General features: G+C 67.0%; 11 protein-coding genes. 3 read left to right on the forward strand and 8 right to left on the reverse strand.

Annotated features, from left to right (window positions below; genetic code table 11):
* Positions 1-13: 13 nt before the first annotated feature.
* The 3 genes from AB4Y42_RS03090 to AB4Y42_RS03100 form a co-directional block, all read right to left on the reverse strand.
* Positions 14-1,054, reverse strand: a complete 1,041-nt coding sequence (locus AB4Y42_RS03090; protein WP_324156819.1) for an ABC transporter permease — start codon at positions 1,052-1,054, stop codon at positions 14-16.
* The gene (locus AB4Y42_RS03095; RefSeq protein ID WP_368693405.1) at positions 1,044-2,555 is read right to left on the reverse strand and encodes a sugar ABC transporter ATP-binding protein; all 1,512 of its coding nucleotides are present in this window, start codon (positions 2,553-2,555) and stop codon (positions 1,044-1,046) included. Before AB4Y42_RS03095 ends, AB4Y42_RS03090 begins: the two co-directional genes overlap by 11 nt.
* Before the next feature lie 83 nt (positions 2,556-2,638).
* Entirely contained in the window at positions 2,639-3,721 is a 1,083-nt protein-coding gene (locus AB4Y42_RS03100) for a sugar ABC transporter substrate-binding protein (RefSeq protein WP_368693352.1), read from the reverse strand.
* Between the two features lie 233 nt (positions 3,722-3,954).
* Between AB4Y42_RS03100 and AB4Y42_RS03105 the strand changes: the two genes are divergently transcribed.
* Both AB4Y42_RS03105 and AB4Y42_RS03110 read left to right on the forward strand, forming a co-directional pair.
* On the forward strand, positions 3,955-4,788 hold the full coding sequence (locus tag AB4Y42_RS03105) for an IclR family transcriptional regulator (protein ID WP_368693353.1): 834 nt from the start codon (positions 3,955-3,957) through the stop codon (positions 4,786-4,788).
* A 121-nt stretch (positions 4,789-4,909) separates the two neighbouring features.
* A complete protein-coding gene (locus tag AB4Y42_RS03110) occupies positions 4,910-5,455 on the forward strand; it encodes a hypothetical protein (RefSeq protein WP_368693354.1) in 546 nt (181 codons plus the stop codon).
* Positions 5,456-5,485: 30 nt separating this feature from the next.
* On the opposite strand, the gene AB4Y42_RS03115 is transcribed toward AB4Y42_RS03110, so the two are convergent.
* The 4 genes from AB4Y42_RS03115 to AB4Y42_RS03130 form a co-directional block, all read right to left on the reverse strand.
* On the reverse strand, positions 5,486-7,849 hold the full coding sequence (locus AB4Y42_RS03115) for a GNAT family N-acetyltransferase (protein ID WP_368693355.1): 2,364 nt from the start codon (positions 7,847-7,849) through the stop codon (positions 5,486-5,488).
* Between the two features lie 237 nt (positions 7,850-8,086).
* The gene (locus AB4Y42_RS03120; protein WP_368693356.1) at positions 8,087-9,688 is read right to left on the reverse strand and encodes a peptide chain release factor 3; all 1,602 of its coding nucleotides are present in this window, start codon (positions 9,686-9,688) and stop codon (positions 8,087-8,089) included.
* 564 nt (positions 9,689-10,252) lie between these two features.
* Positions 10,253-10,546, reverse strand: coding sequence for an H-NS family nucleoid-associated regulatory protein (locus tag AB4Y42_RS03125; RefSeq protein WP_069261447.1), 294 nt, complete (start codon positions 10,544-10,546; stop codon positions 10,253-10,255).
* A 105-nt stretch (positions 10,547-10,651) separates the two neighbouring features.
* Positions 10,652-10,879, reverse strand: a complete 228-nt coding sequence (locus tag AB4Y42_RS03130) for a hypothetical protein (protein ID WP_254319783.1) — start codon at positions 10,877-10,879, stop codon at positions 10,652-10,654.
* Positions 10,880-11,264: 385 nt separating this feature from the next.
* Between AB4Y42_RS03130 and AB4Y42_RS03135 the strand changes: the two genes are divergently transcribed.
* Positions 11,265-12,515: a helix-turn-helix transcriptional regulator gene (locus AB4Y42_RS03135; RefSeq protein ID WP_368693357.1), complete on the forward strand. Its 1,251-nt coding sequence runs from the start codon at positions 11,265-11,267 to the stop codon at positions 12,513-12,515.
* Positions 12,516-12,531: 16 nt separating this feature from the next.
* Here AB4Y42_RS03135 and AB4Y42_RS03140 read toward each other — a convergent pair whose 3' ends face one another.
* A complete protein-coding gene (locus tag AB4Y42_RS03140; protein ID WP_342918486.1) occupies positions 12,532-12,753 on the reverse strand; it encodes a hypothetical protein in 222 nt (73 codons plus the stop codon).
* Between the last annotated feature and the right edge of the window lie 31 nt (positions 12,754-12,784).

The following is a 12,784-nucleotide window of genomic DNA, read 5'->3' on the forward strand; positions in this document are numbered from 1 at the left end:
ATAGTCTCCGCGTTTAGTTCTGCGCCTCGCCGCCGGCGAGCCGCGCCACCATCAGCGAGCCCAGGATGATCGCTCCGTAAATCGCCTGGATCCAGAACGACGGCACCTGGGCGAGCGTGAGCAGGTTCTGCACCACGCCGAGCAGCAGCACGCCCGAGAGCGCGCCGAGCATCGTGCCCTTGCCGCCGTCGAGCGAGATGCCGCCGATCACGGCCGCCGCGAACACCGTGAAGATCATGCCGTTGCCCTGATTCGCGTTGATCGCGCCCACGTAGCCGGTGACGATCAAGCCGCCAATCGCGGCGAGCACGCTGCCGAGCACGAACACGCCCCACGTGATGCGCTCCACGCGGATGCCGGCGGCGCGCGCCGCGTCGGGATTGCCGCCGATCGCGTAGAGCGCGCGGCCCACGCGGTGATAGCGCAGCATGAACGCCGCGATCGCGAACGCGGCAGCGGCGAGCCACACGGAAACCGGCAGGCCGAGCACGATGGTGGTGGCGAGCGCGAAGAACGACGACGGCATGTCGAAGAGCGTGCCGCCTTTGGTTGCGCCCACCAGCATGCCGCGCAGCACGATCAGCATCGCCAGCGTGACGATGAACGCGTTCAGGCGCAGCCGCACCACCAGAAAGCCGTTGATGAAGCCGATCAGTGCGCCGACCGCCACGATGGCGGCGAGCCCCGCAAACGCGGGCCATTGCAGGCCGAAGCCCGCCGAAGCGGCCGGCATGACGAGCATCGCGCCGACGGCGGGCGCAATGCCCACGGTCGATTCGAGCGAAAGATCGAACTTGCCCGTGAGCACGATCAGCGATTCGGCGAGCACCACGAGCGCGAGCGCAGCGGAAGCCCCGAGCACGCTGATGAGATTCGCGCGCGTGAGAAAGCTCGGGCTCACGAAGCCACCGATCACGAGCAGCAGCACCAGCGCCGGCAGCAACGCGAAATCGCGCAGGCGCGCCAGCTGGATGCGCGGACGCGCCCGGCGAGCGCTCGCGGCCGCATCGGCCTGCGCCGCCGCGAACGCGGGCGTCGAAACACTATTCTTCATGGAGATCGACTCCTTCAATCGATGCGATCAGTTCGTGGTCCTGCCATCCGGCCGCCATCTCGGCGACCACCTCGCCGCGAAACATCACGAGCACGCGGTCGCAGGTGCGCAAGTCGTCGAGTTCGCTCGACACCACGAGCACGGCCTTGCCTTCCTCGCGCACACGGTCCACGACCGAGAGCAACGCTTGCTTCGACTTCACGTCCACGCCCGCCGTCGGGTCGATCAGCACGAGAACGTCAGGATTGCTTGCCAATGCACGCGCCATCACCACCTTTTGCTGATTGCCGCCCGAAAGCCCCGACACCACATGATCCGGACCCTGCGCGACGATGCCGAGCGCCTCGATCATGCGCTTGCCGAATGCCTGCTTCTTCGCCGGCGGGGCGAAACCGAAGCGCCCCAGCAAGCCCGCAATCGTCATGGAAGCGTTCTCGGCCACCGACTGCGTGAGCACGAGCCCTTCGTGATGGCGGTCCTTCGGCACGCAGCCCACGCCGCTCGCGAGCGCCGCGGGCACGTCGCCGGGCGTGAGCGGCACGCCTTTCACGCGAATCTCGCCCGCGCGCTGCGCCGCGAGTCCCGCAATCGCCTCGCCCACGCTCGTGCGGCCGCTGCTTGTCGCGCCCGTGAGGCCCACCACTTCGCCGCGCTTGAGCGTGAACGACACGTCGTGATAGTCATGCCCCGTGAGGCTGCGCACTTCGAGCGCGAGCGGCGCGTTGGCGGGCAGCGCCGCGCGCGCCGCCGCATCGGCGACATTCAGGCCGCCGCGCTCGCCCGTCATGGCTTCGATGAGCCGCTCGCGCGGCAACTCGGCCACGCTTGCGCTCACGATGTGCCGCGCGTCGCGCAGCACCGTGACGGCCTGGCAAATCTCGTACACCTCCTGCAGATGGTGCGAGATGAACAGGAACGTCACGCCTTCGCGCTGCAATTCGTCGATGCGCCGGAAGAGCCGCTTGATTTCGTTGCCGTCAAGTTGCGCGGTCGGTTCGTCGAGGATGATGAAACGCGCGCCATACGAAAGCGCCCGTGCGATCTCGACGAGCTGGCGCGCCTCGACCGTGAGGTCGCCCGCGCGCGCGTTCTCGCGCACGTCGATGCGCCAGTGGTCGAGCAGCGCACGCGCGTCGCGACGCATGGTGGGCCAGTCGATCACCCCGCGCCGGGTTGGCTGGCGATTGATGAAAAGGTTCTCCGCGACCGTGAGATCGCGAATGATGGTCGAATGCTGATACACGCAGGCCACGCGCTCGCGCCAGGCGTCGCGATCGGCGAGCGCGGGCGCACTCTCGCCGTTGAAGCGCACGCTGCCTTCGTCGGGCTTGCGCAGGCCGGTGAGGATCGAAACGAGCGTGGACTTGCCCGCGCCGTTTCGGCCCACCAGCGCGTGCGATTCGCCGGCCATCACGCGCAGGCTCACGTCGGCGAGCGCCGCGGTGGAGCCATAGCGCTTCGTCACGCCGCTCGCCTCGACCACCGGCAAGCGGGCCCGCATGGCCGCCTCGCGGCTGCCCGCCCATAGCGCGCCGCCCCACGGCGGCGCGCTATCCGCCACGGCCCGATCGCTGGTTCGATCGTTCATTTGACGGTGTTGCCCCACAGGTTCTTGTCGTCGACGTTCTGCTTCGTCACGAGCGGCGCCGGCAACTGGTCTTCGAGAATGCCGGACTGCAGCTGGATGATGGTGCTGTCGTGATCGGTCTTGCCCGGCTTGAACGTCTTGCCCTCCAGCGCGGCCTTGATGTAGTAGAGGCCGTACTTCGCATAGAGGTCGGCGGGCTGCGATACGGTCGCATCGATCTCGCCCTTGCGGATGGCGTCGAACTCCTGCGGAATGCCGTCATTGGAAACGATCACGATGTGCTTCGGATCGCCCGCGGGAAAGAGCAGCTGCTTGCGGCGCAGCGTTTGCAGCGTGGGCGAGAGATACACACCGCCCGCCTGCATGTAGATGCCCTTCACGTCGGGGTTCGCGGTGAGCAGGCTGTCCAGCGCGCTTGCCGCGACGTCACCCTTCCAGCCGGCCGGAATTTCGAGCAGCGACAGACTCGGATAGTTCTTCAGGCACGCGCGGAACGCTTCCGAGCGGTCGCGGCCGTTCACCGAGGCGAGGTCGCCCATGATCTGCACGACCTTGCCCGACTTCACGTGCTCGCCGATGTATTTGCAGGCCTGCTCGCCGTAGGCGCGATTGTCGGCGCGCACGACCATCGCCACGTTGCCCTGCGTGGGCGCGACGTCCACGGCCACGACCTTCACGTCTTTCTGCGCGGCGTTGCCGAGCGCGCGGCTGATCGCCGCCGAATCGATCGGCCCGACCACGATGCCCTTCGCGCCCAGATTGATCATGTTGTTCATGTCCGTGATCTGCTGGGCGGGATCGTTGTTCGAGTTCACGGGCGCGAGGATGTCGATGCCGTCCTGCTTCGCATAAGCGCCGAGGTAGTTGTTGTACGACTGCCAGAACGGCGAAGTGAGGAGCGGCAGGCCGAGGCCGACCTTGCCGGGTTCGGCTGCGTTAACTGCACTCGACGCGCCGAACGCCGCAGCACAGGCCGCGGCGACGCACAGCGTCCGGGTGGAGGCGCGGGCGAAGGCGCCGCGCGCTTGATGAATGCCGGTGGAGCGGCGGGCCTTCGAGAGCCCGAATGCGAACGCCATGTGTGTCTCCTGTCGACGCGCCTCGCACGCCGATGCTGTCGTTAATGAATCGCATGTGTTTGCCGCGCCCACGTGGAATGCTCGAAGCGCCGGCGACCCGTTGCAACTGCCTCTTCCTTATCTGACGATGCTGGTTTTTGTTCACCAGTGAACGTATTATTCATATACGCACATCGCGAGGTCAAGCGATGTGCAGTGCAGCATGGGTCCGTGATTTCCCTGGGGACGATCGAATGGAAAAGAACACGAAGAAGCGCCAGATGGACAACGTGCCCGAAGAAGCCGACGAGAAAGACGACACCGATCGCTATCGCGCGCCCGCGCTGGACAAGGGGCTCGACATTCTCGAACTGCTTGCGGAGCAGCGCGCCGGCCTCACGCGCGCCGAGATCACGAAGGCGCTGGGGCGCAACGCGAGCGAGATCTACCGCATGCTCGAGCGGCTGGTGGCGCGGCAATACGTCATCCGCTCGGAAGGCGGCGACCGCTATGCGCTGAGCCTGAAACTCTTCGCGCTCGCCCACCGTCACCCGCCCATGGAGCGCCTGATCTCGGAAGCGCTGCCGCTCATGCAGCGCTTTGCCGACGAAGCCGAGCAGTCCTGCCATCTCACCGTCTACGACCGCGGCAACCTGCTCGTGATCGCCCAGGTGGACGGGCCGGGCACCTGGGGCATCGCGGTGCGGCTGGGTTCGCGCGTGGGTCTCGTCGATACGAGTTCGGGCCGCACGCTGCTCGCCTGGCAAACGCCGGAGCAGCGCGCGCACATGCTCGCGGAGCATACGAAGGTGAAGGGCGAGGTGGCGATCGACCACGCGGCGCTCGAAGCCGCGTGCGAGCAGGTGCGCGAGGCGGGCTTCTCGCGCAAGGACAGTCAGCAGATTTTCGGCGTGACGGACGTGACGTTTCCCGTGCTCGGGCCTTCGGGTCAGGCGATCGCGGCGCTCACCTGCCCGTTCCTCAAGCGCATCGACGACTATGTCGCTCCCTCGCTCGATGAGGCGACCCGAATGCTTAGCGCGACCGTGCAGACCTTGTCGATGTTTCGCGAGGACGGCGCGGCCTGATGCGCAGTGGGGCTCAAGCCGGCCACGCAAAACGGTTAGAATGGCGGCCCTCTCAAAAAAACCTGTGCGCCGCGCGCTGCCGCAAAACGGCGAGCGAGCGGCTCACGCGCATTCGAAACCCATGGCGAAACTTCTGACCGATCAAGAATTCCAGCGCTTTTCCGAGCTTCAGCAGAAACAGGCGAGCTTCACGATCTCGGCCGACGAAGCCGACGAACTGCGCGACATCGTCGCGCGCGCGCAGAAAAAGCGCGACGACCGCGCCGACGCGATGAAGACCGTCGAAACCGCCATCGCGCAATTCGAAATCGCCCCCGAGGAGCTTTTCACGGCCGAGCAGATCGCCGAAGCCGCGCGCAATTTCGGCCTGATTCCGGCCACGCGCAAGGAGCGCGTGCTGCCGCCGTCGCTCACCTTCAACGGCAAGACGCACCAGTGGACCACGCGCGCGCTGCCCGAGGAAATCCGCGCGCCGCTGTTCGAGGCGTTCCAGGGCGGCCAGTCGGTGAAGGCGTTCATCGCCACGCCCAAGGACGCCGCGCGCTGCGCCGCGACCATCGCGCGGCTGGAGAGGGAAACCGGCGCGCAGTACGGCGAGGCCTGGCTCGAAGAGCTCGCCCTCACGCGCGGCCAGATCGACGACGCGCTCGCGAAGCTGGCCGCGTAAGCGCCGTCACGAACCAGGCCGCGTGCCCGCTCAGTCGAGCGGCATGCGAAAACCGACCACGCCCGGGTCTTCCGTGGGCGTGACGGTGAAGCCGCAGGCGCGCGCGAGGCCGATCATCGGCGCGTTCTCGCGCAGCGCCTCGCCGAGCAGCCAGTGCGTGCCGCGCGAGCGCACGTACTCGATGATGCGCGACATCAGCAAGCGGCCAAGGCCGCCGCGCTTGAGATTCGACAGAATCGCGACCGCGAACTCGGCGGTCTCGTTGTCCGGGTCGGCCACGGCGCGCACCACACCCAGCGTGCGCGGCTGGCCGTCCTCGCCATGCACGACCGCGATGAGTGCCATCTCGCGGTCGTAATCGATCTGTGTCATGCGCGCGAGCTGCGTGTGATCGAAGCTGCGCACCGCCGAGAAAAAGCGCAGGCGCAAGTCGTCGGGCGTCATCGACTCGACGAACGTGCGGTGCATGTCCTCGTCTTCGGGACGGATCGGCCTGATCGTGAGGCGCTCGCCGTGCCAGTCGATGGTTTCTTCCAGCCGCCGCGGATACGGCATGATCGCGAAGCGGCTGCGCTTTTCCGCGATCTGCAGGCTGGGCGCAACGACCACGACCGCCTCGGGCAGCACACGCAGCGTCAGACGCATGCCGACGATTTCCCGCACCTCGCACACGAGCTGCGATAGCTCGGTGAGCGCGGCCAGCGTCGGCTCGGGCGCCGTGTAGCGTGCGTAGGGCGAGTGCGCGACGATGTCGCGCGAGAGCACGGGGTTCAGCGGCGGCAGGCTGTACACGCGCAGCGGCGGCGAAAAGTCGTCCGGCGACGGCGCGGCGAAACGGAACACCGGGCCGAAGTTGTCGTCGTCGCGAAACTCGACCGACACGTCCACCACCGGCTTCACGCCCGGTTCGTCCTGCGCCTGCGTGGCGAGTCCGAACAAGGCCAGCAATCGGCCCGCCTCCTCCCCTTTCAGTTCCGTGCGTCCGGCCGCCAGCGCCGCGCGCGCTTCGCCCTGCGCGGCCTCGATCGCGGCGGGCCCCTGGGCGGGCATCGTCTCGGGCGTCTGCATCAAGAGCTCGCGGCCCAGCCGGTAATCGACGAGACGCGCAAACGCACGCGCCAGGCGCCGCGGCGTGGTGTGCACCGGAATGCCGTGCGCGTGCAGTTCGTCGCGCGTGGTTTCGTCCACGCCGCCGAAGAAACACGCGAGCATGCCGCGATACGCGAAACGCTGTTGCTCGATGAGGGTGCGCGCCACCGCGTCGACCGGCGCGCTGTGGGTGGGCGCGTGCACGACGAACGCCGTGCCGCTCGAGCGGTGCGGAGCGAGCGTTTGCAGCGCGAGGCCGAAGTGCTCGGGCTTCGCGGTGTCGCCGAGCACGAGCGGATTGCCGGCTTGCGCGTGCGGCAGCGCGGCCTGGACGGCCGCGAGCGCTTCGTCGTTCCAGCGGGCGAGCGTGTCGCCGGCTTTCATGAAGGCGTCGCGCGCAAGCGTGGCCACGCCGCGGTCGCTCGTGATGAGCGTGGCCGTGTCGCTCGCAGCCACGCGGCCCACGCCGAGCGTTTCGATTTCGTCGAGCAGGTCGTCGAGCGTGTCGACACGCACGAGGCCCGCGCGCCGGAAGGCCGCCGTGTAGAGCGCATCGCCCTTGTCGTCGCGGCCGCTGCGCAGCGCGAGCACGGGCTTGTTGCGCGCCGCCGCGCGCGCCGCCGACATGAACTTGCGCGCCGCGCGGATCGTGTCCACTTCGAGCAGGATCGCGCGCGTGCTCGGGTCGCTCGCGAGATAGTCGAGCACGTCGCCCACGTCGACGTCGGCCTCGTCGCCGAGCGCGATCACGTGCGAGAAGCCCAGGCCGCGCGGCGCGGCCCAGCGCAGCACCGCGTTGGTGAGCGCGTTGGACTGCGACACCCAGGCCACGCCGCCCTTGCGCGCAATCGACGCCGCCGCGCCCAGCTGCGCGTTGAGCGCGGGCGTGAGCGCGCCGAGACTGCCGGGGCCGACGATGCGCAGCAGATGCGGGCGCGCCGCCGCCAGCGCGTGGCGCAGGTCGGCCTGATCGGCTTCGTCGCTCACCTCGCCGACGATGATCGCCGCGCGCGTGCCCATGCCGCCCAGGCGATGCACGAGCGCGGGCCACGTGGCGGGCCGCGTGCAGATGATGGCGACGCCGGGCGCCTCGGGCAGGTCGCCTGCGTCGGCGAGCACGGGTCGCCCGTCGAAGGCTTCGAAGTCGCCCGCATGGCGCGGATTGACGGCCCACAGCGGGCTCGTGAAGCCGCCATCGACCAGCCGCCGCCACACCATGCTGCCGATGCTGCCGGGACGCTGCGAAGCGCCGATCACGGCCACGGATTTCGGCTGGAACACTGCATCGAGATTGCGTACGGTCACAGGCACTCCTCGTCGGTCGGACAGGCGCTGGCCATCCAGGCGAACGCCGGTTTGTCGTCTTTTACCGTTACGAGAAGAGGATAGGGCAAGCGCGCAGGCGCTGCGCGATTTTCGCCCGCCGCGTATGAGCGCAAATGCGGCGGTATGGCGTCGCACGCCGCCCTGGGCGTGTGACACCACGATGCACGAGAGGGAAGTTCGCTGGTTTGTGAACGCGGCGCGAGCGCGCCGCGCGTGTTACATCGACTTGCGGAACGGCGCGCCCGAATGCTCGCGCAGCTCGTTGAACACGATCTTCGGCCAGGCCTTTTGCGCGACCTCGATTTCGGAGACGTGCGAGGCGAGATAGGTCGGCGCGTTCGACGCGTCGTAGGCCATGCGGGCCTCGTACGAATCGGTGAAGCGGCGCAGCTCGGTGGGATCGTCGCAGGTCACCCAGCGCGAGAGGCGATAGCGCGCGGGCATCAGGCGCACGGCAACCTTGTACTCGGCCGCGAGGCGGTGCGACACCACTTCGAACTGCAGCTGGCCGACCGCGCCCAGAATCGTCGCGCCGCCGTGGATCGGGCGGAACACCTGGATCGCGCCCTCTTCGCCGAGCTGCTTGAGCGCTTCGCCCAGTTGCTTCGCGCGCATCGGATCGACCACTTCGATGGTCTGGAAGATTTCCGGCGCAAAGAACGGCAGACCCGTGAATTGCAGGTCTTCGCCTTCAGTGAGCGTGTCGCCGAGGCTCAGCGTGCCGTGGTTAGGAATACCGATGATGTCGCCAGGGTACGCCTCGGCCACGGTCTCACGGCGCTGCGAGAGGAAGCTCACCACGTTGTTCGCGCGGAAGGTCTTGTTGTTGCGCGTGACCTTCAGTTGCATGCCGCGCTCGAAATGGCCCGAGCACACGCGGATGAACGCCACGCGGTCACGGTGCGCGAGGTCCATGTTGGCCTGCACCTTGAACACGACGCCCGTGAATTTCGTTTCTTCCGGCGAGACCGGACGCTGCACGGCCATCCGCGGCGACGGCGGCGGCGCGAGATCGACCAGCGCGTCGAGAATTTCCTTCACGCCGAAGTTGTTGATCGCCGAGCCGAACAGCACCGGCGACTGCTCGCCCGCGAGGAAGGCGTCGCGATCGAAGGTGGGCGTCGCGCCCGTGATCAGCTCGACTTCTTCCTTGGTGCGCTTCCAGTGATAGCCGAAGCGCGCTTCGCCATCGGCTTCGCTGAGGTTCTGCAGCGTTTCCACCGCGCCGCCCAGCGACTCCTGGCCCGCGCGGAACACGCGCACCTGGTCGCGCTGAATGTCGTACACGCCCTGGAACTCCTTGCCCATGCCGATGGGCCAGGTAAACGGCACGGCTGCCACGCCCAGGTGCTGCTCGATTTCGTCGAGCAGGTCGAGCGGCTCGCGCACTTCGCGGTCGAGCTTGTTGATGAACGTGAGAATGGGCGTCTTGCGGCTGCGGCAGACTTCGAGCAGCTTGAGCGTTTGCGCTTCCACGCCGTTCGCGCCGTCGATCACCATCACGGCCGCATCGACGGCCGTGAGCACGCGGTAGGTGTCTTCCGAGAAGTCCTCGTGGCCCGGTGTGTCGAGCAGGTTGATGACGGCGTCGCCGTACTCGAACTGCATGACCGAGCTGGCGACCGAAATGCCGCGCTGCTTTTCGATCTCCATCCAGTCGGAGGTCGCGAAGCGGCCGCTCTTCTTGCCCTTCACGGTACCGGCGATCTGGATCGCACCCGAAAACAGCAGCAGTTTTTCGGTGAGCGTGGTCTTGCCCGCGTCCGGGTGAGAAATGACCGCGAACGTGCGGCGGCGTCTGAGTTCGGCTACTGACATGGATCTGGCGGGTATCACGGATGAATTCGGGCAACCGGCGGCGCGGCGGGGGTTGCGGCGAGCGCGGCGGCGCTTGCGGGCGCGTTTTCAGGCAACGCTTACGGCGCGTGCGGCGGCAGTGCGCGGACCGCGACGCATGGCAAATAGCACGAGCGATCGGGAATGTCCCGCGGATGCCCGCGCAAAAAAGCGAAAAGGCGCCGGGACCGAATGATACACGGCATTCGCCCCGCCGACTAAAGGTTTGATGGGGTTCGAACGGGTTAGGCGTGCGGATCGGCACCGCTTCGGCAAAGGTGAGCTTTTACAGGACCTCGATGCGAGTACACCGTCGACACCTTCGTGCACCCGCCGCACTCGCAAGTCGCCCCTCATTTTCGCGAGGATTTCCTTTCGCCTCAGACGTCCACCCGCTGCGTGAACGTCGTGGTCCCGCACGTTGCGGCGTGCCGCTGCGCGCCGCGCGGGGCGGGAGGTGAGCTTTTTCGGGAGGCTTGAAGCGCCGCGGCCGTCACATCGGGTGCTGCGCACCCCTGGTGCAACGGCCTGGCGAGAGTTGGCCCGTTATTCCTTGATGAGGAAGCGTTCGCGGTTCTTGCCCGCCAGCCAGCCCGGCGCCCGGCCACGGCCGCTCCAGGTCTCGCCGGTTTTCGGGTTCATGTAGCGGGCCGGCAGCGCCTTCTTGCGCGCGGGGCCTGCACGTCGGCTCGTGAAGCCCAGTTCTTCCGCGGTGATGTCGTACTCCGCGATTTTTTCCTTGATCTCGGCGATCGCCTGGTCAATTTCCTTTTCACGCGCCGCAGCCACTTCCTTGTGAAGCTTCTCCAGCTGGGCGGTCAGTTGCTTGTAGCTCGGCATGAAAACGCATCTCCAGTTCGGTCAAGAGAGTGCCATTGTGACCGGTTTGGAGGCCGTGCGACGATGCAGGCGCGCTTTTTTACAACGCTGCCGCAAACGTTGGCGTTACCGTTCGCGTTGCCGCAGCGATTCGTGCGACAGACGGCTTTCGAGCGCGCGCAGCGCTTCGTTGAGCCGTTTCACGCGCTGCACCTGCGAAGGCACGAGGTTCTCGCTGGAAACCGACTCGAGCCGGCCGCGCCAATAAGAGAGCGGAATACGGTCGCGCCCCGAGAGCCGCCCGATGATATGTTCGAGATGCTCAATGTCCTTTTCGAGTTGGTGATGATTCATCGCTGCCCCCGGTAATGACAAATTTTATCGAGCGCGCACAAATAGCACGCACTCACTTTCGTCGCATCGCCGCTTTTCCGCACGCTGCGGATAATCGGTCAGTTTGGTAATCGCGCCGGCTGACCGTGCTAAATGCACGCCGCAGCGGATTGACGGCTTTTGTTCGTACTGTCAGACCAGAATAAGGCCAGCGCGCCCGGCTATCCGTTGGATACCGCACGGAATTCCAAAGGCCGCTCCTCCACGCTCACGGTTGTATCCGCATCCATATCGGAAGGCAGATTAACGGGGGCTATTGCATCTGTATATTCCTCAATTGTGGAACGCTATGCGGAGCGCATTTTTACTGCCATCTGCCTTTCACAATACGAACAACGAGAATGGCGTGAGAACAAACGAATCACAATACGATCGCCTGCTGCACCTTATTTACGACACGCTCGATAATCCTTGCGCCTGGAAGGATTTTTGCGCGCAATTGCGCGAGGCGACTGGAGTGGCGTCGATTCATCTGTATGCCTTTGACCGGCAGCGCGATCTGTTTTCCTGGAGCGACGGTTTCGCACTCGCCGGCGCGGAACCGCTGGAACGCATCCGGCCGCTGTACCGCGACGATGCGCGCCTGGCATGGCTGCGCGCCTACCCGCCGGGCAAGTGGCTGCATTGCGGCATCGAATTCGACTGCGCGGACGGCGACTGCGCAGCCGGGTTCGAACTCTGTCCGCTCGAAGAAGGCCATCGCTGCGCGGCGCTGTGCAAGCTGGTCGAACAGAACGGGCTCGCCGTCATGCTCGCGTGCCGCGTGGACGCCGAGGCCGGGCCGCTCCCGGGCGAGCATCGCGCACTGCTCGAGCGGCTCACGCCGCACCTCGTGCGCGCGGTGCGCCTGTATCTACGCCGCTTTGCCTTGAACGCCGACACGCTTGCAAACCGCTCACGTCCGCCAGCGATGCTCGTGAGCGCGCTGGGCGAGGTGCTCCATAGCAACGAGGCCGCACAGCGGCTCCTGAAGGCGACCTCGCTCGTGCGGGTGCGCGGCCGGCGCATCACGCTCGCGGCGCCCCATCACGCGCGCCTGCTCGAGGACATCGCCGTGAGCGAGGCGCGCCTGCGTAACCGCATGAGCGGCGCGCGCGCGGCGGCGGCGCGCTTTCGCGCGTTGCGTATCGTCGGCGCCGCCGACGGCACGCTCGCGCCGGATGCGCCTGACGCTGCGGCCGCAACGGACCCGCACGGCCAGACCCATAGCGGGCGGGGCCGCGCACAGGCCTCGGCGAGCCAGCAGGAGGTGCTCTACGCGTTCTATAACGTGGTGACGGCCGACGACGTCTCGGCCCCGGAATTGCGCGCCTTCGCGGCGCTGACCTTCTACCACCCCCGCTCCGCGCCGCTGGTCGACGAGCGCGTGCTCGCCACGGCCTTCGATCTCTCGCCGGCCGAATGCCGTATTGCGCTGCTGCTCGCGGAAGGTCTCACGCAAAAGGAAATCGCCGCGCACGTCGGCGTGCAGCACGACACCGTGCGCAAACAATTGCAATCGATCTTTCAGAAGACGGCGACGCGCCGCCAGCCCGACCTGCTGCGCCTGTTGCTGAATCTGCCGGCGCGCGGCACGGGCGCCGCCGCCGAAGGCTGAGCGGCGTGCGACAGGCTTATTGGGCCTTGCGGCAGGCGAATACGAGGGTGTAGTTGCCGTTGTCGGTCGAGGTCGCGACGGTGTCGTAGCCTGCGCCGGCGCAACGGGCACGCGCCTGCTGCGCGCAGGAATCGCGATCGCCCGAGGCCGGGCATTGCACCTGGATCGTCGGTCGGCCGTCCGACAGGAACAGCGGCGGCCCGCTGCTGCATGCAGACAGCCCCGCGATCAAGGACAACGCGCACGCCGCGAACGGCAATCTGCGCAAA

It is taken from the genome of Paraburkholderia sp. EG286B, assembly GCF_040965655.1.
In the GTDB taxonomy this organism is placed as follows: Bacteria; Pseudomonadota; Gammaproteobacteria; order Burkholderiales; family Burkholderiaceae; genus Paraburkholderia.